Source organism: Sphingomonas aurea, from assembly GCF_030678875.1.
GTDB lineage: Bacteria > Pseudomonadota > Alphaproteobacteria > Sphingomonadales > Sphingomonadaceae > Sphingomonas > Sphingomonas aurea.
In genome coordinates, this window is sequence record NZ_JAUUDS010000007.1 from 40,284 (window position 1) to 61,756 (window position 21,473).

19 protein-coding genes are annotated in these 21,473 nt (G+C 67.2%); 11 read left to right on the top strand and 8 right to left on the bottom strand.

Features of this window, described 5'->3' with window-relative positions; all coding sequences use genetic code 11:
- Nucleotides 1-79: 79 nt before the first annotated feature.
- Nucleotides 80-475 carry an EVE domain-containing protein gene (locus Q5H91_RS12810; protein WP_305173811.1) on the bottom strand — a complete coding sequence of 132 codons (396 nt, stop codon included), beginning with the start codon at nt 473-475 and terminating at the stop codon, nt 80-82.
- A 125-nt stretch (nt 476-600) separates the two neighbouring features.
- Here Q5H91_RS12810 and Q5H91_RS12815 point away from each other — a divergent pair, with 125 nt between their 5' ends.
- Together Q5H91_RS12815 and Q5H91_RS12820 are read left to right on the top strand one after the other, a co-directional pair.
- Nucleotides 601-957 carry a hypothetical protein gene (locus tag Q5H91_RS12815; protein WP_305173812.1) on the top strand — a complete coding sequence of 119 codons (357 nt, stop codon included), beginning with the start codon at nt 601-603 and terminating at the stop codon, nt 955-957.
- 96 nt (nt 958-1,053) lie between these two features.
- The gene (locus Q5H91_RS12820) at nt 1,054-1,326 is read left to right on the top strand and encodes a DUF3297 family protein (protein ID WP_305173813.1); all 273 of its coding nucleotides are present in this window, start codon (nt 1,054-1,056) and stop codon (nt 1,324-1,326) included.
- A 13-nt stretch (nt 1,327-1,339) separates the two neighbouring features.
- Here the strand turns inward: Q5H91_RS12820 and Q5H91_RS12825 are convergent, their stop codons facing one another.
- The 4 genes from Q5H91_RS12825 to rpoB all read right to left on the bottom strand — a co-directional run bounded on the left by Q5H91_RS12825 (nt 1,340) and on the right by rpoB (nt 11,305).
- Complete coding sequence (locus Q5H91_RS12825; RefSeq protein ID WP_305173814.1) at nt 1,340-2,152, bottom strand: MFS transporter; 813 nt, start codon at nt 2,150-2,152, stop codon at nt 1,340-1,342.
- Nucleotides 2,153-2,238: 86 nt separating this feature from the next.
- The gene (locus Q5H91_RS12830; RefSeq protein ID WP_305173815.1) at nt 2,239-2,499 is read right to left on the bottom strand and encodes a hypothetical protein; all 261 of its coding nucleotides are present in this window, start codon (nt 2,497-2,499) and stop codon (nt 2,239-2,241) included.
- Nucleotides 2,500-2,678: 179 nt separating this feature from the next.
- Entirely contained in the window at nt 2,679-6,965 is a 4,287-nt protein-coding gene (rpoC, locus tag Q5H91_RS12835) for a DNA-directed RNA polymerase subunit beta' (protein ID WP_305173816.1), read from the bottom strand.
- 167 nt (nt 6,966-7,132) lie between these two features.
- Nucleotides 7,133-11,305: a DNA-directed RNA polymerase subunit beta gene (gene rpoB / locus Q5H91_RS12840; protein WP_305173817.1), complete on the bottom strand. Its 4,173-nt coding sequence runs from the start codon at nt 11,303-11,305 to the stop codon at nt 7,133-7,135.
- A gap of 310 nt (nt 11,306-11,615) precedes the next feature.
- Between rpoB and Q5H91_RS12845 the strand changes: the two genes are divergently transcribed.
- From Q5H91_RS12845 to Q5H91_RS12855, 3 genes are read left to right on the top strand one after another with little or no spacing between them, the layout of a single operon-like run.
- Nucleotides 11,616-12,119, top strand: coding sequence for a DUF2975 domain-containing protein (locus Q5H91_RS12845; protein WP_305173818.1), 504 nt, complete (start codon nt 11,616-11,618; stop codon nt 12,117-12,119).
- On the top strand, nt 12,119-12,349 hold the full coding sequence (locus Q5H91_RS12850; protein ID WP_305173819.1) for a helix-turn-helix domain-containing protein: 231 nt from the start codon (nt 12,119-12,121) through the stop codon (nt 12,347-12,349). The genes Q5H91_RS12845 and Q5H91_RS12850 overlap by 1 nt, the downstream gene beginning before the upstream one ends.
- Before the next feature lie 11 nt (nt 12,350-12,360).
- A complete protein-coding gene (locus Q5H91_RS12855; protein ID WP_305173820.1) occupies nt 12,361-13,281 on the top strand; it encodes a hypothetical protein in 921 nt (306 codons plus the stop codon).
- A 155-nt stretch (nt 13,282-13,436) separates the two neighbouring features.
- Here the strand turns inward: Q5H91_RS12855 and rplL are convergent, their stop codons facing one another.
- Together rplL and rplJ are read right to left on the bottom strand one after the other, a co-directional pair.
- Nucleotides 13,437-13,814, bottom strand: a complete 378-nt coding sequence (gene rplL, locus Q5H91_RS12860) for a 50S ribosomal protein L7/L12 (RefSeq protein ID WP_305173821.1) — start codon at nt 13,812-13,814, stop codon at nt 13,437-13,439.
- Nucleotides 13,815-13,880: 66 nt separating this feature from the next.
- Entirely contained in the window at nt 13,881-14,396 is a 516-nt protein-coding gene (gene rplJ / locus Q5H91_RS12865; RefSeq protein WP_305173945.1) for a 50S ribosomal protein L10, read from the bottom strand.
- Between the two features lie 320 nt (nt 14,397-14,716).
- Between rplJ and Q5H91_RS12870 the strand changes: the two genes are divergently transcribed.
- Genes Q5H91_RS12870 through Q5H91_RS12880 form a run of 3 tightly spaced genes read left to right on the top strand, consistent with a single transcriptional unit; the run spans nt 14,717 to nt 16,754 of the window.
- Nucleotides 14,717-15,424 carry a CoA transferase subunit A gene (locus Q5H91_RS12870; RefSeq protein ID WP_305173822.1) on the top strand — a complete coding sequence of 236 codons (708 nt, stop codon included), beginning with the start codon at nt 14,717-14,719 and terminating at the stop codon, nt 15,422-15,424.
- Nucleotides 15,424-16,074, top strand: a complete 651-nt coding sequence (locus Q5H91_RS12875) for a CoA transferase subunit B (protein WP_305173946.1) — start codon at nt 15,424-15,426, stop codon at nt 16,072-16,074. Before Q5H91_RS12870 ends, Q5H91_RS12875 begins: the two co-directional genes overlap by 1 nt.
- Nucleotides 16,071-16,754, top strand: a complete 684-nt coding sequence (locus Q5H91_RS12880) for a glutathione S-transferase family protein (protein WP_305173823.1) — start codon at nt 16,071-16,073, stop codon at nt 16,752-16,754. Before Q5H91_RS12875 ends, Q5H91_RS12880 begins: the two co-directional genes overlap by 4 nt.
- 3 nt (nt 16,755-16,757) lie before the next feature.
- Here the strand turns inward: Q5H91_RS12880 and Q5H91_RS12885 are convergent, their stop codons facing one another.
- Entirely contained in the window at nt 16,758-17,987 is a 1,230-nt protein-coding gene (locus tag Q5H91_RS12885; RefSeq protein ID WP_305173824.1) for an MFS transporter, read from the bottom strand.
- Nucleotides 17,988-18,121: 134 nt separating this feature from the next.
- Here Q5H91_RS12885 and leuC point away from each other — a divergent pair, with 134 nt between their 5' ends.
- The 3 genes from leuC (at nt 18,122) to Q5H91_RS12900 (ending at nt 21,377) form a co-directional block, all read left to right on the top strand.
- Nucleotides 18,122-19,561 carry a 3-isopropylmalate dehydratase large subunit gene (leuC, locus tag Q5H91_RS12890; RefSeq protein ID WP_305173825.1) on the top strand — a complete coding sequence of 480 codons (1,440 nt, stop codon included), beginning with the start codon at nt 18,122-18,124 and terminating at the stop codon, nt 19,559-19,561.
- 225 nt (nt 19,562-19,786) lie between these two features.
- Nucleotides 19,787-20,416, top strand: coding sequence for a 3-isopropylmalate dehydratase small subunit (gene leuD, locus Q5H91_RS12895; RefSeq protein WP_305173826.1), 630 nt, complete (start codon nt 19,787-19,789; stop codon nt 20,414-20,416).
- Entirely contained in the window at nt 20,379-21,377 is a 999-nt protein-coding gene (locus Q5H91_RS12900; RefSeq protein WP_305173827.1) for an NADPH:quinone oxidoreductase family protein, read from the top strand. Before leuD ends, Q5H91_RS12900 begins: the two co-directional genes overlap by 38 nt.
- Nucleotides 21,378-21,473 lie beyond the last annotated feature (96 nt).

The window sequence follows — 21,473 nt, forward strand, 5'->3', positions numbered from 1 at the left end:
ATGGGAAAAGACTACCCATCATGCCGGGCTTGTCCCGGCATGACCAACGGGGCGGCCAGCCTCCGCGGGAACTCAGCCGCTACCCTGCCAACTCCACGATCACCGCCCACTCCGCATCCGTGACCGGCGACACCGACAGCCGCGACTGGCGCAGCATCGCCATCCCGGCCAGCCGCGGGTCCGCCTTCATCATAGCCAGCGTCACCGGCGCCGGCAGCGGCCCATCGGGCTTCAGCGCTACCGACACCCAGCCTTCGTCGCCGTCCGGCTGTGCCACGCGGCAGACCCGCGCGACGCCTACCGCCGCCTTGGCCGCACCGCTGTGATAGACCAGTACCGGATCGCCGACCGCCATCGCGCGGAGGTGGCGGGCGGCCGCATGGTTGCGCACGCCGTCCCACTCAGTGCCGCCGTCGCGGCACAGGTCGGCAAAGGCGTAGCTGTCGGGCTCTGTCTTCACCAGCCAGCGGGCCATGGCTGAACCTCCTCTAAATACCGCATTCCGCGGCCGTTCAGCGGCGCCCTGATAGGGCCGCAACACGGTCGCACCTTCATGCGTTTCATTCGGGCGGACCGGGCGTATCATGTAGGAGGTTCGAGATGAACGGGTTGATGAGAAAGGCAGGGCTGGGCATCGCACTGGCGGCCACCGCGCTCACCGCAGCGGCGCCGGCCGATGCGCAGCGCTGGGGGCGTTACCGCCACTATGATCGTGGCGGCAACGCGGCGGCAGGTGCGGTGCTGGGCGGTATCGTCGGGCTGGGGATCGGCGCGGCGATCGCGTCGAACAACCGGTCGCGCTACTATGATCGCGGCTATTATTACGACGCGCCGCCACCGCCACCGCCGGTCTATCGCGATCGCGGCTATTATTACGACGACTATCGCCCGCGCTGCTGGACCGAGTATCGGCGCGACTATGACGGCTATCCGGTTCCCGTCCGCGTCTGCAACTGACGCGAGAACGGCAACGGCCAACGGGGGACGGCGCGGGCTTCACGGTCCGCGCCGTTTTTTGTGGCCGCTGTGCGAGCGGACGGCTAAGCGGCGGACATGACCGACACGCCCCCCGACCGCCTCTCGATCGATCCCGACAGCCCGTATTTCGACCAGCCGCTGCTCGAGCGTGGCATCGGCATCCGTTTCAAGGGTGTCGAGCGCAAGGACGTGGAGGAATATTCGATATCCGAGAACTGGGTCCGCGTCGCCCTGGGCAAGAAGGTCGACCGCCGCGGCCGCCCGCTGACGATCAAGCTCTCCGGCCCGGTCGAGGCGTGGTTCCAGCGCCCGGCCGAGGGTGACGAGGGCGCGTCCGCCGAGGGCTGACCGTCGGCATGCGTCAGCGCCAGCCGGCGCGTGACAGCGGGAAGATCAGCCATCCGCCCAGCCCGGCGATGATGCAGATGCTCCCGCCGAGTACATAGGCACTGGTGGCATGGTCCGGCGTGAACAGTCCGCCGGTCAGGAAGCCGAAAACGCCGGCGCCGTTCGTTGCCGCGCTGTAGAGGGCAGCGACCTTTCCATGCGCGCCGGCCGACGCTTCGCGTTGCAGCGTCGTCCGCACGGCGACGTTGTAGACGCTGTTGGCCGCACCGCCGAACAGGAAGGCGATGCCGATGACCGCAATGCCCAGCGCCATCGTCGTGCCCACGATACCAATCGCAAGCGTCGCGGCGCCCATCACCACCGCGGCGGCAAAGGCGACCGGCACGGAGTGCGGCATCCTCAGCGTGCCGGCAGCCGCAGCTCCGGCCATCATCCCGCCCGCCCAGCAGGCGGTCAGGACGCCGAAGGCGGTGGGTCCCGCTGCCAGCGACACGGTGACAAGGAAGACGAAGGCGACGTCCGCGATCGCCGTTCCATAGACCGCCAGTGTGAGCGATCCGATCATCGCGGTGATCCGGGTGTCGCGCAGGAAGGGGAGATATTCGCGCCACAGGGTCGCACGCTCGGATTCTGCCGGCGTCATAGCCGGACGACGCAATCCGCTGCCCAGCACGATGACGGCAAGAACAACGAAACTTGCCGCGTCGAGCAGTAGCGCGTTGGACGTGCCGCCCCATGCCACCAGCATACCGCCGGCGATCGGCCCGATGAGCATGCCCACGCTGCGGACGAATTCGAGCACTGCATTTGCGCGGGTCAGTGTCATGCCCAATCCGACCGCCAGGACAGGGATGAGCGCGAAACTGGCCGTGCCGCCGATCGCGAACGACAGGCTGAGAAGACCGGCGCCGATCAGGGTGGACGCAAGATCCGGACGCCATGCGATCCACGCGATGACTGTGCGTTGACGATCGCGGTGACGACGAGCATCTTGCCCGCGTCGCGACGGTCGACCAGTCTGCCTGCCAGCGGCGTCACGAGCAGTCCCGGCAGCAACTCGGCGATCAGCAGCATAGGTACGGCCAGCGGCGTCCGATCTCCGGCGGTCCGGAACATCAGGGTGATGAGCGATATCTCGTCCCCGATTGTCGACACGGTCAGGGCTGCCAGCAACAGCCAGCCCCATCCCTTCCTGATCCGGACATCCGGCACGTCGCTCGCCTCCCGAGCGCCCGTCTGCATAGCGGAGACCTGCACGGCAATACGGGAGGCCCGCAGGGCGCAGCCTCAAAAAAAGGCCGCCGCCTGCGGGATGCAGGCGACGGCCCCTTACCGAACCCGATCGGGTTCGATCAGTCGTTCAGATACTCGCCCGCATCCGCGTCGGTACCGGTGCCCGACGGGACCACCGCGGCCAGCGCATCGTCACCGGTACCGGTGTCGTCGCGGCGGCTGCGCTGTTCCTCGGCGGCGCGGAGTTCCGCGGCCGAGTCCGGCGCGACCAAGGCCGCCGACAGCGCGCGCTGCTGCGCCCGGAGCGCGGCGTCGCGGCTGGTCGCGGCGACGCGGAGGCGGTTCATGCCCGCACCCGTGCCGGCCGGGATCAGGCGCCCGACGATCACGTTCTCCTTCAGGCCCATCAGCGTGTCCTGCTTGCCCTGGACCGCCGCCTCGGTGAGGACGCGGGTGGTTTCCTGGAACGACGCCGCCGAGATGAAGCTGCGGGTCTGCAGCGACGCCTTGGTGATGCCGAGCAGGACGGGCTTGCCCTGCGCACGCGTCTCGTTGGGCGCCAGCTTGTCGTTGGTGGCGTCCATTTCCTCGCGATCGACCTGCTCGCCCTTCAGCAGCGTGGTGTCGCCGCCGTCGGTGATCTCGACCTTCTGCAGCATCTGACGGACGATCGTCTCGATGTGCTTGTCGTTGATCTTCACGCCCTGCAGTCGATAGACTTCCTGGATTTCCGATACGAGATACTCGGCCAGCGGCTCGATCCCCATCGTCTCCAGGATGTCGTGCGGGTTCGGCGAACCGCCGATCAGGTTGTCGCCACGCTTGACGTAGTCGCCCTCCTGAACGTCGATCACCTTCGACTTCGGCACCAGATACTCGACGACGTCGCCGCCGTCCTCGGGCTGGATGCCGATCTTGCGCTTCGCCTTATAGTCCTTGCCGAACACGACCCGGCCGGAGACCTTGGCGATGATCGCCGCCTCCTTGGGGATGCGCGCCTCGAACAGCTCCGCCACGCGCGGCAGACCGCCGGTGATGTCGCGGGTCTTGGCCGACTCGCGGCTGACACGCGCGATCACGTCGCCGCCCTGGACCTGCGCACCGTCCTCGACCGACAGGGTCGCGCCCACCGCGAGCATGTAGCGACCGGCCTCACCCGAATTCTCGTCGAGGAGCGTCAGGCGCGGACGCAGATCCTCCTTCGACTTGGTCGAGGTGCGGTACTCGGTGACGACGCGCTGCGCGATACCGGTGGCTTCGTCGGTGACCTCGGTCAGGGTCTTGCCCTCGATCAGGTCGACGAACTTCACCGTGCCCGGGTTCTCGGTGATGACCGGCATGGTGAACGGATCCCACTCCGCCATGCGATCGCCCTTCGACAGCACATGGCCATCGTCGAACAGGACATAGGCGCCGTACGGGATGCGGTGGGTCGACAGCTCGCGACCGTCCATGTCGACGATCTCGATCTCGCCCGAGCGGCTGAGCACCACGCGGCGACCACGCTGGTCGACGATGATGCGCAGGTCCTTGTACCGGGCAGTGCCGTCGACCGGCGATTCCAGGTTGGACTGCTCGTTCAGCTGCGCCGCACCGCCGATGTGGAAGGTCCGCATCGTCAGCTGCGTGCCCGGCTCACCGATCGACTGCGCCGCGATGACGCCGACCGCCTCGCCGATGTTCACCGGCGTACCGCGGGCAAGGTCGCGCCCGTAGCAGGTGCCGCAGACGCCGATCTTCGATTCGCAGACCAGCGGCGAGCGGATCTTCATGCCCTGGACACCAAGTGCCTCGATCTGCGCGACCATCGGCTCGTCGAGCAGCGTGCCCGTCGGGATGACGACCTCGCCGGTCTTGGCGTCGACCACGTCTTCGGCCGTGGTGCGGCCGAGGATGCGCTCGCCGAGCGACGCGATGGTCGAGCCGCCCTGCATGATCGCCTTCATCTCGAGCGCCCGCTCGGTGCCGCAGTCGTCCTCGATGATGACGCAGTCCTGCGACACGTCGACCAGGCGGCGGGTCAGGTAACCCGAGTTTGCGGTCTTCAATGCCGTATCCGCCAGGCCCTTGCGGGCGCCGTGGGTGGAGTTGAAGTATTCGAGGACGGTCAGACCTTCCTTGAAGTTCGAGATGATCGGCGTCTCGATGATCTCGCCCGACGGCTTGGCCATCAGGCCGCGCATGCCGGCGAGCTGCTTGATCTGCGCCTGCGAGCCGCGGGCTCCCGAGTGCGCCATCATGTAGATCGAGTTGATGTCCTTCTCGCGGCCCTTGTTGGGACCGTCGTCGTAGCGACGGACAGCCTTGATCTCGTTCATCATCGAGTTCGCGACCTGGTCGCCGCAGCGGCTCCAGGCGTCGACCACCTTGTTGTACTTCTCCTGCTGGGTAATCAGGCCGTCCTGATACTGCTGCTCGAAGTCCTTCACCTGGTCGCGCGTCTCGTCGACCAGCTTCTCCTTGTCCGGCGCGATGATCATGTCGTCCTTGCCGAACGAGATGCCGGCGCGGAACGCGTGGCGGAAGCCGAGTGCCATGATCGCATCGGCGAACAGCACCGTCTCCTTCTGGCCGGTGTGGCGATAGACCTCGTCGATCACGTCGCCCACGTCCTTCTTGGTGAGGAGGCGGTTGACGGTTTCGAACGGCACCTTGTGCGACTTGGGCAGCGTCTCGCCGAGCAGCATGCGGCCCGGCGTCGTCTCGTAGCGCTTGAGATACTGGGCACCACTCTCGTCGGTCTGCGGAACGCGGCTGACGATCTTGGTGTGCAGCGTCACCGCGCCGGCGAACAGCGCCTGGTGCACCTCCTCCATGTCGGCCAGCATCATGCCTTCGCCGGGCTCACCCTCCTTCATCATCGAGAGGTAGTAGAGCCCCAGCACCATGTCCTGCGACGGCACGATGATCGGCTTGCCGTTGGCGGGCGACAGGATGTTGTTGGTCGACATCATCAGGACGCGCGCTTCCAGCTGCGCTTCGAGCGACAGGGGCACGTGCACGGCCATCTGGTCGCCGTCGAAGTCGGCGTTGAACGCGGAGCAGACCAGCGGGTGAAGCTGGATCGCCTTGCCCTCGATCAGCACCGGCTCGAACGCCTGGATGCCCAAACGGTGGAGCGTCGGCGCGCGGTTCAGCATGACCGGGTGCTCGCGAATGACTTCGTCGAGGATGTCCCAGACTTCCTTGCGCTCCTTCTCGACCCACTTCTTCGCCTGCTTCAGCGTCATGCTGAGGCCCTTGGCGTCGAGGCGCGCATAGATGAACGGCTTGAACAGCTCGAGCGCCATCTTCTTCGGCAGGCCGCACTGGTGCAGCTTCAGCTCCGGACCCGTCACGATGACCGAGCGGCCCGAATAGTCGACGCGCTTGCCGAGCAGGTTCTGGCGGAAGCGGCCCTGCTTGCCCTTCAGCATGTCGGACAGCGACTTCAGCGGACGCTTGTTGGCGCCCGTGATCGTGCGGCCGCGACGGCCGTTGTCGAACAGGGCGTCGACCGCCTCCTGCAACATGCGCTTCTCGTTGCGGACGATGATGTCCGGCGCGCGCAGCTCCATCAGCCGCTTCAGGCGGTTGTTGCGGTTGATGACGCGGCGATACAGGTCGTTGAGGTCCGACGTCGCGAAGCGGCCGCCGTCCAGCGGCACCAGCGGGCGCAGCTCGGGCGGGATGACCGGCACGACCTCGAGGATCATCCACTCGGGGCGATTGCCCGAGTCGATGAAGCTCTCGACGACCTTCAGCCGCTTGATGATCTTCTTGGGCTTCAGCTCCGACTTGGTCGTCGCCAGCTCTTCCAGCAGCTCCTTGCGCTCACCCTCGAGGTCGAGCGATTCGAGCATGATGCGGACCGCCTCGGCGCCGATCCCGGCCGAGAACGCGTCCTCGCCATACTGGTCCTGCGCGTCGAGGAGTTCGTCCTCGGTCATCAGCTGATACTTCTCGAGCGGGGTCAGGCCCGGCTCGATGACGATATACGCCTCGAAGTACAGCACGCGCTCCAGCTGCTTCAGCTGCATGTCGAGGAGCAGGCCGATGCGGCTCGGCAGCGACTTCAGGAACCAGATGTGGGCGACCGGTGCGGCCAGCTCGATATGGCCCATCCGCTCGCGGCGGACCTTCGACACGGTCACCTCGACGCCGCACTTCTCGCAGACGATGCCCTTGTACTTCATGCGCTTGTACTTGCCGCACAGGCACTCGTAATCCTTGATCGGACCGAAGATGCGCGCGCAGAACAGGCCGTCACGCTCGGGCTTGAACGTGCGATAGTTGATCGTCTCGGGCTTCTTGATCTCGCCGAACGACCATGAGCGGATCTTGTCCGGGGAGGCGATGCCGATCTGGATCTGGTCGAAGGTCTCCGGCTTGGCGACCGGATTGGCGAAGTTGGTCAGTTCGTTCATGGGTATGAACCTCTTTCAAATCTCTCTCCTCTCCCATCGGGAGAGGAAGGGGCCCGCCGGCGTCGGCCGGTGGGAAGGTGAGGGCAGGGCAGTAGACTGTCCTCACCCTTCCGCCGTCCTTGCGGACGGCTCCCTCCCTCTCCCGCCGGGAGAGGGAGCAAAGGCCGTTACTCCGCGGCGATCGCGACGCCGTCCTCGTCCAGTTCCTGGCTCTTCAGGTCCACGTTCAGACCCAGCGAGCGCATTTCCTTGACCAGCACGTTGAAGCTTTCGGGAATGCCGGCCTCGAACGTGTCGTCGCCCTTGACGATCGCCTCATAGACCTTGGTGCGGCCGACCACGTCGTCGGACTTCACCGTCAGCATTTCCTGCAGCGTGTACGCGGCGCCGTAGGCCTGGAGCGCCCAGACCTCCATCTCACCGAAGCGCTGGCCGCCGAACTGCGCCTTGCCGCCCAGCGGCTGCTGGGTGACGAGCGAGTAGGGGCCGATCGACCGGGCGTGGATCTTGTCGTCCACCAGATGGTGCAGCTTCAGCATATAGATGATGCCCACCGTCACCTTGCGGTCGAACTTGTCGCCGGTGCGTCCGTCGAACAGCTCCGACTGGCCCGACGGATCGAGTCCGGCCAGCTCCAGCATCGCGGCGACGTCGGCTTCCACCGCGCCGTCGAACACCGGGGTGCCCATCGGCACGCCGCCACGCAGGTTCTGCGCCAGCTCGACGATCTCCTGCCCGTCGCGGGCCTCGATATCGGCCGCATAATGCTCGCCGTATACCTCGATCAGCCGGGTCTTGACCGCGTCGGGCATCGCGCCCGCCTTGGCGTCGGGATTGGCCTCGCGCCAGTCTTCCAGCTGCCCCGCGATCTGCTGGCCCAGGCCGCGTGCAGCCCAGCCCAGATGCGTCTCGAAGATCTGGCCGACGTTCATGCGGCTCGGCACGCCCAGCGGGTTGAGCACCAGGTCGACCGGCGTCCCGTCGGCGAGGAACGGCATGTCCTCCTGCGGCAGGATGGGGCTGATGACGCCCTTGTTGCCGTGACGGCCGGCCATCTTGTCGCCCGGCTGCAGCTTGCGCTTCACCGCGACGAAGACCTTGACCATCTTGAGCACGCCGGGCGGCAGCTCGTCGCCCCGCTCCAGCTTCTCGCGACGGTCGTGGAACTTGTCCGTGATCCGCTTGGCCGCCTCGTCATACTGGGTCTTGACCGCTTCCAGATCGCTCTGGCGCGCATCGTCCTGCACGGCGAACTTCCACCATTCGTGACGGTCGACGCTGTCGAGCAGCTCCATGTCGATCGTCGCGCCCTTCTTCAGACCCTTCGGCACCGCCGTCGCGACCTGATCGAGCAGCATCTCGCGCAGGCGGCTCCAGGTGGCGCGGTTCAGGATCGTGCGCTCGTCGTCCGAGTCCTTCTTCAGGCGCTCGATCTCCTCGCGCTCGATCGCCATCGCGCGCTCGTCCTTGTCGATGCCGTGGCGATTGAAGACGCGGACGTCGACGATCGTGCCCGACACGCCCGGCGGCAGGCGCAGCGAAGTGTCGCGCACGTCCGACGCCTTCTCGCCGAAGATCGCGCGGAGCAGCTTCTCCTCCGGCGTCATCGGCGACTCGCCCTTCGGCGTGATCTTGCCGACCAGGATGTCGCCCGGCTCCACTTCGGCGCCGATATAGACGATGCCCGCCTCGTCGAGGTTGCGCAGCGCCTCTTCACCCACGTTCGGGATGTCGCGGGTGATGTCCTCCGGCCCCAGCTTGGTGTCGCGGGCCATCACCTCGAACTCGTCGATATGGATCGACGTGAACACGTCGTCCTTCACGATCCGCTCGGAGATGAGGATCGAGTCCTCGTAGTTGTACCCGTTCCACGGCATGAACGCGACGAGCGCATTGCGGCCGAGCGCCAGCTCGCCGAACTCGGTCGACGGGCCGTCGGCGATCACGTCGCCCTCGCGCACGACATCGCCCACTTTCACCAGCGGACGCTGGTTGATGCAGGTCGACTGGTTCGAACGCTGGAACTTCATCAGCGTGTAGATGTCGACGCCGGATTTGGCCGAGTCGATCTCGCCGGTCGCGCGCACGACGATGCGCGCGGCGTCGACCTGATCGACTACGCCCGCCCGCTTGGCCGAGATCGCGGCGCCCGAATCACGTGCCACCGTCTCTTCCATGCCGGTGCCGACGAACGGCGCTTCGGCACGGACCAGCGGCACCGCCTGGCGCTGCATGTTCGAGCCCATCAGCGCGCGGTTGGCGTCGTCGTTCTCCAGGAACGGGATCAGCGAGGCCGCGACCGACACCAGCTGCTTGGGCGACACGTCCATCAGCGTGATCGTCTCGGGCAGCGCCATCAGGAACTCGCCCGCCTGACGCGCTGACACCAGCTCTTCCGAGAAGCTGCCATCGTCCTTCAGCTCGGCCGACGCCTGCGCGATGGTGTGCTTGGCCTCTTCCATCGCCGACAGATAGACGACCTCGTTGGTCACCTTGCCGTCGATGATCTTGCGGTACGGCGTCTCGATGAAGCCGTACTTGTTGACCCGGCTGAACGACGCCAGCGAGTTGATGAGGCCGATGTTCGGACCTTCCGGCGTCTCGATCGGGCAGATGCGGCCATAGTGGGTCGGGTGAACGTCGCGAACCTCGAAGCCCGCACGTTCACGCGTCAGGCCGCCCGGCCCGAGCGCCGAGACGCGACGCTTGTGCGTCACTTCGGACAGCGGGTTGGTCTGGTCCATGAACTGCGACAGCTGCGACGAGCCGAAGAATTCGCGCACCGCGGCCACCGCCGGCTTGGCGTTGATGAGGTCGTTCGGCATGACGGTGGACACATCGACCGACGACATGCGCTCCTTCACCGCGCGCTCCATACGCAGCAGGCCGACGCGGTACTGGTTCTCCAGCAGCTCGCCGACCGAACGCACGCGACGGTTGCCGAGATTGTCGATGTCGTCGATCTCGCCCTTGCCGTCCTTCAGATTCACGAGGGTCTTCACGACCTCGAGAATGTCCTCGGTACGCAGCGTCGTGACCGTGTCCTCGACGTCCAGGTCCAGGCGCATGTTCAGCTTGACGCGGCCGACCGCCGACAGGTCGTACCGGTCGGGATCGAAGAACAGGCCGGCGAACAGCGCCTCGGCCGTCTCCAGCGTCGGCGGCTCGCCGGGGCGCATGACGCGGTAGATGTCCGACAGCGCCTGCTCGCGCTCCTCGGCCTTGTCGGCCTTCAGCGTGTTGCGGATCCACGGACCGGTCGAGACATGGTCGATGTCGAGCAGCTCGACGGTCGAGATGCCGGCGGCGTCGAGCTTCTCCAGGTTGTCCGGGCCGATCTCGTCGCCCGCCTCGACATAGATCTCGCCCGTCGCCTCATTGATGAGGTCGTAGGCCGAGTAGCGGCCGTAGATTTCCTCGGTCGGGATCAGCAGGTCGGTCAGGCCGTCCTTGCCGGCCTTGTTGGCAGCGCGCGGCGAAATCTTCTGGCCGGCGGCGAACACCACCTCGCCCGACTTGGCATCGACGATGTCGAACAGCGGCTTCACGCCGCGCCAGTTCTCGGGCGCGAACGGGATCTGCCAGCCGCCCTGACCGCGAACATAGGTCACGCGGTTGTAGAAATAATTCAGGATCTCCTCGCCGCTCATGCCGAGCGCGTAGAGGAGGGCGGTGACCGGCAGCTTGCGCTTGCGGTCGATACGGACGTTGACGATGTCCTTGGCGTCGAACTCGAAGTCGAGCCACGAGCCGCGGTACGGGATCACGCGCGCCGCGAACAGATACTTGCCCGAGGCGTGCGTCTTGCCGCGGTCATGGTCGAACAGCACGCCCGGCGAACGGTGCATCTGCGACACGATGACGCGCTCGGTGCCGTTGATGAAGAAGGTGCCGTTCTCGGTCATGAGCGGCATGTCGCCCATGTAGACGTCCTGCTCCTTGATATCGATGACCGACTTGGCCTCGGTATCCGGATCGACCTCGAACGCGGTCAGGCGCAGCGTGACGCGCATCGGCGCGGCATAGGTGATCCCGCGCTGGCGGCACTCCTCGACGTCGAACTTCGGCGGCTCAAGGACATAATCGTCGAAGTCGAGATAGGCCGTGCCGGCGAAATCCTGAATCGGGAAGACGCTGCGCAGCGTCTTTTCCAGGCCGGAGACATGGCCGGTCGACTTGTCGGAGCGCAGGAACTGCTCGTAGCTCTCGCGCTGGACCTCGATCAGGTTCGGCATCTGCACGACTTCGTGGATGTTGCCGAACACCTTGCGGATGCGCCGCTTCGCGGTGCCGCTCTCCGCCCGCCGGGTCCTGCCCGCGTCGATCGCCTTGGTTGCCATGGAGTATGTTGCCTCGTCAGCCAGAATTACGAGCGCAAGAGTCCGACGCAAAAAAGCCGATCGCAGCCATGTGCGTCGGCTTTCAGCGTCAGGAACCGCCAGCCCCCCATTCGATCGACGCGCTGCGCGACGGCGCGTCGTTTCCCGGAGGCTGTGGTGAGGGCCGCGATATAGGGAAGCGGGTCAGGTGTGTCAAACCGGTGAGAACAAGCGTCCAAGCTTAAGGCGTGTTGACATATCGAAAAGCAATATGCACTCACATGATTATCAATAAGGAGCGGGCAGGACTATGCGGGACGGATCGCGGCTGGTGAGGTGGGGGGAGCGGGTGCTGCGATGGCTGGTGATCGCAAACTTCGCCTTCGGAGTCATCGCGGTCCTGTGTCTGGCGGCATCCTTTCCCGGCGAAGCGATGCTGGCTGCGCAGCTGGTTCGCAAATACGGGGCAGGGGCACCGGTGATGACGCTCGTCTGGGAGTTGCGCGCGATGCTGCTGCTCGGTGCGGTCGCGGTATGGCCGATCGATCGATGCCTGCGCCCGCTGGCCGACGTCGCGCGCAGCGTGCGGCGGGGCGAGCCGTTCGATCCGGCCAATGCCGTCCGCGTCATGACGATCGGCTGGGGGCTGCTGGGCGTGCAGCTGCTCGATCTGGCGCTGGGCCTGCTGACCGGGCTGATCGCCCATAGCGGCGCGGACGTAGCTGGCTGGCAGCCCTCGCTGGCCGGCTGGATCTGCGTGCCGGTCGCCTTCGTCCTTGCCCGCGTCTTCGCGGCGGGCGCGCGGATGCGCGACGACCTCGAGGGCACGGTTTGATGCCGGTTCGCGTCCATCTAGACGAGATGCTCTATCGCCGCCGCATGACGCTGACCGACCTCAGCGAGGCGGTGGGCATCACGCTGGCCAATCTGTCGATTCTGAAGACGGGAAAGGCGAAAGCCGTTCGCTTCTCGACGCTGGAGGCGATCTGCCGCGCGCTCGACTGCCAGCCGGGAGACATACTGACCTGGGTTGAGGGACCTGCGGAGGAAGGGGACGAGGAATGACGGATGTGACCATGAACGAGGCTGAAGGCGCCGCGCCGCGGCTGCGCGAGGGCTGGCTGCGCCGCGCCGCGCGCCGGATCGGGAGCGATGTCGCGGAGGTATACCGCCGGGGCGGCAAGGGCGTGCTGGCCGCGCCGCTGATCGCCGCCATCGCCATCCTGCCGGAGGCGGCGCAGCATGTCGTCGAGATCAAGCTGGGCATGTTCCAGTCGCGTGAGGTGTTCCGCGCCCTGTCGAACGATCCGAGCCGCTGGGCCTTTGGTTATGCGAAGATCGCCGGCTTCGTGATCGCGATGCTGGCCTATGCTCGTTTTCATGCGTTGGGTTCGGTGAGGGCGGCGCTGATGATCCGGCCTTTGCCGCTGCTGAAGACCATGGCGCTGGTCGGGCTGACCGCCGCCGTCAGCGCGGGTCTGGCCCGGGTCGGAACCATGACCGGATCGGCGGTCCTCAACGGCGTTACGGGTGCGGTGTCGCTCGTGCTCCAGTCCGGGCTGATGCTGCTGATCGTCGCGACGCTGATCGAGGACCGGACGTTGGACTGGCGGGCGGCGTTCACCACGCACCTGCCTTCGGCAGCCCTGTTGACCCTCTACCTGCTCGTCGCCTTCGCGCCCGCGCAGCTTCTCCACATGGCGAACCATTGGCTCGCGCTGGGCCGGCCGGCCCCGATAGTTTGGGGGCTGATGACGTTCGATGCGTTGTCGGTCGGCCTGCTCGCCGCGCTGGTCGGCGCGGCGATGATGGTCGGTGTGCGGGCGCGGATCACGTGGCGGGGCTGGGTGGCACGATGCACTGAACCGTCATCCGGACCCGTCCGGCGTCCCTTCCGCGAACACCGTGGGAACTTGCGTGCGCGAGACCGTGGACGGCGGGGCAGGCCGGGCTGCAAGCGCTTCAGCTGCGGCTCTATAAACGCTCGCCGCCGATAAGGAAAAAGGGCGACCCCTCCATGTGGAAGGGCCGCCCAATCTCTCGCTGGCCGTCATGGGAGTAAATCCCATGACGTCGAAGCTCGGCCTTTGGCCGAGCCCGGCCGGCCTTGCGAGGGGGCGGCTGGCTTGCCAGCCTGCTCCCTCGCCGCGGCTTACTTCAGCTCGACGGTCGCGCCGGCTTCTTCCAGCTGCTTCTTGACCTTCTCGGCCTCGTCCTTGTTCACGCCTTCCTTGACGGCCTTCGGCGCGCCCTCGACGAGAGCCTTCGCCTCGGTCAGGCCCAGGCCGGTGATGGCGCGGACTTCCTTGATGACGTTGATCTTCTTGCCGCCGTCGCCGGTCAGGATCACGTCGAACTCGGTCTTCTCCTCGGCGGCCGGAGCCGCTGCGCCGGCGCCGCCGGCGGCAGGAGCCGCAACCGCAGCGGCGGCCGAGACGCCCCACTTCTCTTCGAGCAGCTTCGAGAGCTCGGCGGCCTCGAGGACGGTCAGTTCGCTCAGCTGGTCAACCAGCGCGTTCAGGTCTGCCATGTGTATTCTCCATGCGGGGCGCCATGGCCCCAAAGGTTCAGTTCAAATCCAGGATGCCAAGGCAGCTTACGCCGCCTCCTTCTCCGCATAGGCCGACAGCACGCGCGCGATCTGCGCGGCCGGGGCCTGCGTGATCGTGGCGAGCTTCGTGGCGGGTGCCACGATGAGGCCGACGATCTTCGCCCGCAGCTCGTCGAGCGACGGCAGCGTGGCGAGGGCCTGCACGCCCGCGACGTCGAGGGGCGTCGAGCCCATCGCGCCGCCCACGATTTCGAACTTGTCGTTCGTCTTCGCGAAGTCGACCGCGATCTTGGCCGCGGCGACCGGGTCGGTCGAGGTGGCGAGGCCGACCGGGCCGGTCAGCATGTCGCTGATCGAGCCGTAGTCGGTCCCGTCGAGGGCGATCCTGGCAAGCTTGTTCTTCGAGACCTTGTAGGTCGCGCCGGCGTCCCGCATCCGGTTCCGCAGCACAGTCGACTGTGCAACGGTCATGCCGAGGTTGCGGGTGACGACCACCACGCCGACCTCGGAGAAGGTGCGGTTCAGTTCGGCGACGGCCGCGGCCTTTTGAGCACGATCCATGCCATTCTCCACATTCTGGACATGCCCCGAAAGGCATGCCCGGTTACGACCGGACGGCGACGCCATCCGGCTTGTCCAGCGATGGGGAAAGGGGGACCGGCCGCATGGAGATGCGGCAGATGGGATCTCTATCCCCGTCTCGGCAGGAAATTAAGCCGGGGCAGATCCCCGGCACCTACTGTCTAGGACGGAGTCGGGCGGGCAAAGCCTGCCTGACTTGGCCCGCGCCACTAAAGCCGTCTGCGCGAAAGTCAATCTTCGCGTGACCGTTGACCCTCGGTCGCCGCGCCGCCTATCTCGCCGTCAAACGGAGGGATGCGATGCAGAAGCTTTACCCGAACGCCGCCGCCGCCCTGGACGGGCTGCTCCATGACGGGATGATTATCTGCGCGGGCGGCTTCGGCCTGTGCGGCATCCCCGAGCGGCTGATCGACGCGATCCGCGATGCCGGCACGACCGGGCTGACGATCGCCAGCAACAATGCCGGCATCGACGGCGAGGGACTCGGCAAGCTGCTCCGCTCGCGCCAGGTCAGGAAGATGATCTCGAGCTATGTCGGCGAGAACAAGGAGTTCGAGCGCCAGTATCTGTCGGGCGAGCTGGAGGTGGAGTTCTGCCCGCAGGGAACGCTCGCCGAGCGTTGCCGGGCAGGGGGCGCGGGTATCCCCGGCTTCTATACCAAGACCGGCGTCGGCACCCAGGTGGCCGAAGGCAAGGAGGTCAAGACGTTCGACGGGCAGGATTACATCCTGGAACGCGGCATTCGCGCCGACCTGTCGATCATTAAGGGGTGGAAGGCGGACGAGAGCGGCAACCTGATCTTCCGCAAGACCGCGCGCAACTTCAACCAGCCGATGGCGACCGCCGGCCGCGTCTGCGTGGCGGAGGTGGAGGAGGTGGTACCGGTCGGCAGCCTCGACCCCGATCATATCCACCTGCCCGGCATCTATGTGAAGCGGATGATCGTCGGCGCGCCCTACGACAAGAAGATCGAGTTCCGCACCACCCGCCAGAGGGAGACGGCATGATGGCCCCTGAAACCAAAGGCTGGAACCGCAACCAGATGGCGGCGCGCGCCGCGCAGGAGTTGCAGGACGGCTATTACGTCAATCTCGGTATCGGCATCCCGACGCTGGTCGCCAACAACATTCCCGCCGGGATGACGGTGACGCTCCAGTCGGAGAACGGGATGCTCGGCATCGGGCCGTTCCCCTATGAGGATCAGGTCGACCCTGACCTCATCAACGCCGGTAAGCAGACGATCAGCGAACTGCCGCAGAGCGCCTATTTCGGCAGCGAGCAGAGCTTCGCGATGATCCGCGGCGGTCATATCGACCTGACCGTGCTCGGCGCGATGGAGGTGTCGGAGAGCGGCGACATCGCCAACTGGATGATCCCCGGCAAGATGATAAAGGGGATGGGCGGCGCGATGGACCTGGTCGCCGGGGTGAAGAAGATCATCGTGGTGATGGACCACAATGCCAAGGACGGCAGCCCGAAGTTCATCCCCGCCTGCACCCTGCCGCTGACCGGCAAGAATGTCGTCGACATGATCGTCACCGATCTGGGCGTCTTCCAGCGGCCGGAACATTCGAGCCCCTTCCGCCTGACCGAAATCGCGCCCGGCGTCACCGCCGAGGAAGTGCGGGCGAAGACGACGGCGACCTATTTGGAATGACACTGACCCTCGTCACCGCCAACCGCAACTATTCCAGCTGGTCGCTGCGGCCCTGGGTGCTGATGCGGGCGCTTGGCGTTCCCTTCGTCGACCGGGTCGAGCCGTTCGAGTCGATGAACAACTGGGTGGCGTTTCGCGCTTTCTCGCCGACCGGGCAGGTGCCAGTACTGATCGATGGCGAGCGGACGGTGTGGGACTCGCTCGGTATCGTCCTGTACCTCGCCGAGCGGTTTCCCGGCATCTGGCCGGCGGAGGAGGCGGCCCGCGCCTGGGCGATGTGCGCGGTGGCGGAGATGCATGGCGGCTTCGCGGCGCTGCGCGGCGAGCGGACGATGAACGTTGGCGCCCGCGTCGATCCGCATCCGGGTTCGCCGGCGCTCGAGCGTGATGTCGCGCGGCTGACGGAGCTTTGGGGTGAGGGGCTGGCGCGGTTCGGCGGCCCGTGGCTGGCGGGTGCGGACTTCACCGCGGCCGACGCCTTCTTCGCACCGGTCGCGTTCCGCGTCCGCACCTATGGCATCGACGTCGGTGCGGCCGGTGCGGGATGGGTCGAGCGGCTGCTCGCCCATCCTGCGATCCGCGAGTGGGAGGCGGCGGCGCTGGCGGAGACGTTCCGGGAGGCATCGCACGAGGAGGAACTTGCCACGTGCGGCACGCTGATCGTCGACTATCGCGCCTGACGGTCACGCACCCGCCGTCTCCGGCATGCGCCACGCGACCAGCGCCAGTCCGACCGCTGCCACCGCCGCCAGTGTCAGGAAGGCGGGCGTATAGCCGGCCCCCACGATCACCGCTCCGGCCAGCGTCGTGCTGAGCGCCGCGCCAAGCCCCTGCACCGTCGCCACCGCGCCCTGCGCCACGTTGAACCGTCCCGTCCCCCGCATGATCGCGGCGATCACCACCGGAAACAGCGCACCGAAGATGCCGGCGCCGATCCCGTCGAGCAGCTGAACGAACAGCAGCCATGCCGACGCGTCCGACAGGGGATAGAGCAACCCGCGCAGCACCAGCACCGCCAGCCCGGCGAGCAGGATCGGCCGGTGTCCCCAGCGGTCGGCATATCGCCCGACGACGATCGCGACCGGCACCATCACTAGCTGCGCGCCGACGATGCACGCGGCGGTCAGCGAGGTCGCCTGCCCGCCGCCGACCTCGCGGGCGAGCAATTGCCCGACCGCAGGCAGCATCGCCGCATTGGCGAGGTGGAACAGGAAACAGGCGATCGCGAACACGCCCAGCGCCGGCGTTCCCGTCAGGACCTGACGCAGCGTCTCTGGCGGATCGTCGTCGCGCGCGGTCTCCGCATCGGGGCAGCCGCGCGCGACGCCATGGTCGATCGTGGCCGGATCGACCCGCAGGATCGCCGCGATGCTGAGCGCCGCCAACCCGCCCATTAGCCAGAACACCACCACCGGCCCGAACCGCCAGGCGAGCAGCCCGGCGAGCGCGGCGGCGACCGCGTTGCCGGCATGGTTGAACGCCTCGTTGCGGCCGACCCGTGCGGTGAATGCCCTGGGCCCGACGATGCCGAGCGAGATCGCCGCGATGCCCGGCGCGAACACCGCCGCTGCCACTGCCGCCAGCGACTGTCCCGCGACCACCGCGGCAAAGCCGTGGGTGAGCGGCAGGATCACGCTCGCCAGCGTCACCGCTGCCGCCGCCGCGACCAGCACCGCGCGTTTGGCATGGGTACGATCGACCAGCGCGCCGGCAGGCGCGTTGGCGAGCAGCCCGGCAATGCCGGCGATCGTCATCACCAGACCCGCGCTCGCCTCGTTCCAGCCATGCGTCGGCCCGCGCACGCTGACCAGATAGATCGCCAGATACGGCCCCAGTCCGTCACGCACGTCGGCGAGGAAGAAGTTCATCGCGTCCAGTGCCCGTGCGCCCGAACGTGGGGGATGATGCGGCATGGCGGTCCTTGATGCAGATAAGGTCCGCTCCGGAACGATCATCCGTCCGCTCCGCTCCCTCATTGGCCCTGCTCGGCAAGAATATGTCGCCCACCCTTTCGATCAGGAGCCATTTCGGTTAACGCGCGCGGATCATGGCCACCCGTCCACAGACATTGTACGAGAAGATCTGGGCGTCGCACGTCGTCGAACGGCGCGATGACGGCACCTGCCTGATCTATATCGACCGCCACCTCCTGCACGAGGTCACCAGCCCGCAGGCGTTCGAGGGGCTGCGCGCCGCCGGTCGTCGGGTCCGCCGGCCCGAGCTGACGCTGGCGGTGCCCGACCACAACCTGCCGACGACCCAGCGTGTCGACGCAGCGGGCCGCCTGTTGCCGATCGCCGACCGCGAGAGTGCGGCGCAGCTGGAGGCGCTGCGGCGGAACACGACCGAGTTCGGCATCGACTATATCGACGCGACCGCCGCCGAGCAGGGCATCGTCCATGTCGTCGGCCCGGAACTGGGCTTCACCCTGCCGGGCACGACGCTGGTCTGCGGCGACAGCCACACCTCCGCACACGGCGCGCTCGGCGCGCTGGCATTCGGGATCGGCACGTCGGAGGTCGAGCATGTGCTCGCCACCCAGACGCTGCTGCTCGCCCCGTCGAAGACGATGGAGATCCGCGTCGACGGCTCGCTCGGCTACGGTGTGTCGGCCAAGGACGTGATCCTGGCGATCATCGGCCGGATCGGCGCGGCCGGCGGCACCGGCTATGTCGTCGAATATACCGGCGAGGTGATCCGCGCCCTGTCGGTCGAGGGGCGGCTGACCGTCGCCAACATGTCGATCGAGGGCGGTGCGCGCGCCGGCCTGATCGCGCCGGACGAGACGACCTTCGCCTATATCAAGGGCCGGCCGATGGCGCCGCAGGGTGCTGCCTGGGACAAGGCGGTCGACTGGTGGCGAACGCTGCCGACCGATGCCGGCGCGGTGTACGACCGCAGCGTGACGCTCCACGCCACCGACATCGCGCCCTCGCTGACCTGGGGCACCAGCCCCGAGGACGTGGTGCCGATCACCGGTGCGGTGCCCGATCCCGACAGCTTCGCCGACCCGGCCAAGCGCGTCGCCGCGCAGAAGTCGCTCGATTACATGGGGCTGGCACCGGGCACCGCAATGCAGGACGTACCCGTCCAGCACGTCTTCATCGGCAGCTGCACCAACAGCCGGATCGAGGACCTGCGCGCCGCCGCCGCGGTCGCCGACGGCCGTCGCGTCGCCGACGGTGTGCGCGCGCTGGTCGTGCCCGGATCGGGGCTGGTCAAGCGGCAGGCCGAGGCCGAGGGGCTCGACCGCGTCTTCACCGCCGCCGGCTTCGAGTGGCGCGAGCCCGGCTGCTCAATGTGCCTGGCGATGAACCCCGACAAGGTGCCGCCGGGCGAGCGCTGCGCGTCGACCAGCAACCGCAACTTCGTCGGCCGGCAGGGTCCGGGCGCGCGCACGCACCTCGTCTCGCCGGCGATGGCGGCGGCGGCGGCGGTGACAGGGCGGTTGGCGGATGTCCGTGATCTGATGGGAGCAGGACGATGAAGAAGGTATTGGTCATGTTGGTGGCGGGCGCGCTCATCAGCGGTTTCGCCGCTTATTCCGCGGGAGTGGCGCGCAGCGCGGCGGCGATCGAGAAGCGCTGATACCCATTCTTCGTCATCCCCGCGCAGGCGGGGATCCAGACGCGCGGACGTCGCGATGGAGCCGCAGCGTCGGCGTTTATGGATCCCCGCCTGCGCGGGGATGACGATCATCCACAGGAATGCCATGCACCCCGTCACCACCGTTACCGGCACCGCCTATCCCTGGGGCGCCAAGAACATCGACACCGACGTCATCATCCCGGCGCACTGGCTGAAGACCATCCAGCGCTCCGGCCTGGGCAAGGGCGCGTTCGAGACGGTGCGCGCGCAACCGGACAACATCTTCGACGACCCGCGCTACGCCGGCGCGCCGATCCTGATCGCCGGCGACAATTTCGGCTGCGGGTCGAGCCGCGAGCACGCCGCCTGGGCGCTCGCCGACATGGGCATCCGCGCGGTGATCGCGCCCAGCTTCTCCGACATTTTCTCGGGCAATGCGTTCAAGAATGGCATCGTCCCGGTCGTGCTGCCGCAGGAGGCGGTCGACCGGCTGCTCGCCGCCGCGGTAGACCAGCCGGTTACCGTCGATCTCGAGACGATGACGGTCACCACCCCCTATCAGGACCGCTTCCCCTTCGACCTCGATCCCTTTCGCCGCCAGTGCCTGATGGAGGGGCTGGACGAGATCGGTTTGACATTGGCCCGGGATACCGCGATTTCGAAATTTGAGGGCGGCATGAACGCTGATCGCCCCTGGATCGAGGAGAGACGCGGCTATGCGGGCATTGCTGTCGAGGGCGCCGGGCGGACCTGAAACTCTGGAACTGGCCGAGGTGCCCGATCCGGCACCCGCTGCCGGCCAGGTCGCGGTCGCCGTGCGTGCCTGCGCGATGAACTACCCGGATGTCCTCATCATCGAGGACAAGTACCAGTTCCGGCCCGAACGTCCCTTCGCGCCGGGCGGTGAGATCGCCGGCACCGTCGCTGCGCTGGGCGAGGGGGTGACCGGCTGGCAGGTCGGCGACCGGGTGATCGGCATGGTTGGGCATGGCGGCCTGGCCGAGCAGGTGCTCGTCCCCGCCGCCAGCCTCTATCGCCTGCCCGAGGGGCGCAGCTTCGCCGAGGGGGCGTCGCTGATCCTGACCTATGCCACCACCATTCACGCGCTGCTCGACCGGGGCCGGTTGCAGGCCGGGCAGCGGCTGCTGGTGCTGGGCGCGGCGGGCGGCGTCGGCCTTGCCGCGATCGAGCTGGGCAAGGCATTCGGCGCGCATGTCGTCGCAGCGGTATCGTCGGACGAGAAGGCGGCGGCGGCGACGGCTGCCGGCGCCGACGAGACGATCGTCTATCCTCGCGCGCCCTTCGACAAGGACCAGTCCAAGGCGCTGGCCGACCGCTTCAAGGCGGCGGGGGGCAGGGCCGGGTTCGATGTCATCTACGATCCGGTCGGCGGCGACTATGCCGAGCCGGCGCTGCGCTCGATCGCGTGGGAAGGGCGCTACCTCGTGGTCGGCTTCCCCGCGGGTATTCCCCGGTTGCCGCTGAACCTGACGCTGCTGAAGAGCTGCGACGTGTGCGGCGTGTTCTGGGGCGCCTTCGCCGCGCGCGATCCGCAGGCGAATGCCGCGCATGTCGACCGGCTCTTCCGCCTGTGGGAGGAGGGGCGGATCGGCCCACGCGTGACCGAGACGTTCTCGCTGGAGCGGGGCGGCGACGCGATCGCCAAAATGGCCGGACGCGGGGCAATCGGCAAGCTGGTGGTGGAGGTGGGTTAAGCGCTCCGCACGTCATCCCGGCGAACGCCGGGATGACGGCCGTGGGAAAGGGCGCACCCATGTTGCGCCCCCGGCCCCCCGCGCCTATCTCGGGCA

Coding starts and splice junctions, on each gene's coding strand:
- Q5H91_RS12810 (WP_305173811.1), bottom strand. CDS start 475: ATGGCCCGCTGGCTGGTGAAGACAGAGCCCGACAGCTACGCCTTTGCC.
- Q5H91_RS12870 (WP_305173822.1), top strand. CDS start 14,717: ATGCAGAAGCTTTACCCGAACGCCGCCGCCGCCCTGGACGGGCTGCTC.
- rpoB (WP_305173817.1), bottom strand. CDS start 11,305: ATGGCAACCAAGGCGATCGACGCGGGCAGGACCCGGCGGGCGGAGAGC.
- Q5H91_RS12855 (WP_305173820.1), top strand. CDS start 12,361: ATGAACGAGGCTGAAGGCGCCGCGCCGCGGCTGCGCGAGGGCTGGCTG.
- leuD (WP_305173826.1), top strand. CDS start 19,787: ATGCACCCCGTCACCACCGTTACCGGCACCGCCTATCCCTGGGGCGCC.
- Q5H91_RS12900 (WP_305173827.1), top strand. CDS start 20,379: ATGCGGGCATTGCTGTCGAGGGCGCCGGGCGGACCTGAAACTCTGGAA.
- rplJ (WP_305173945.1), bottom strand. CDS start 14,396: ATGGATCGTGCTCAAAAGGCCGCGGCCGTCGCCGAACTGAACCGCACC.
- Q5H91_RS12825 (WP_305173814.1), bottom strand. CDS start 2,152: ATGACACTGACCCGCGCAAATGCAGTGCTCGAATTCGTCCGCAGCGTG.
- Q5H91_RS12875 (WP_305173946.1), top strand. CDS start 15,424: ATGGCCCCTGAAACCAAAGGCTGGAACCGCAACCAGATGGCGGCGCGC.
- leuC (WP_305173825.1), top strand. CDS start 18,122: ATGGCCACCCGTCCACAGACATTGTACGAGAAGATCTGGGCGTCGCAC.
- rplL (WP_305173821.1), bottom strand. CDS start 13,814: ATGGCAGACCTGAACGCGCTGGTTGACCAGCTGAGCGAACTGACCGTC.
- rpoC (WP_305173816.1), bottom strand. CDS start 6,965: ATGAACGAACTGACCAACTTCGCCAATCCGGTCGCCAAGCCGGAGACC.
- Q5H91_RS12850 (WP_305173819.1), top strand. CDS start 12,119: ATGCCGGTTCGCGTCCATCTAGACGAGATGCTCTATCGCCGCCGCATG.
- Q5H91_RS12880 (WP_305173823.1), top strand. CDS start 16,071: ATGACACTGACCCTCGTCACCGCCAACCGCAACTATTCCAGCTGGTCG.
- Q5H91_RS12820 (WP_305173813.1), top strand. CDS start 1,054: ATGACCGACACGCCCCCCGACCGCCTCTCGATCGATCCCGACAGCCCG.
- Q5H91_RS12885 (WP_305173824.1), bottom strand. CDS start 17,987: ATGCCGCATCATCCCCCACGTTCGGGCGCACGGGCACTGGACGCGATG.
- Q5H91_RS12815 (WP_305173812.1), top strand. CDS start 601: ATGAACGGGTTGATGAGAAAGGCAGGGCTGGGCATCGCACTGGCGGCC.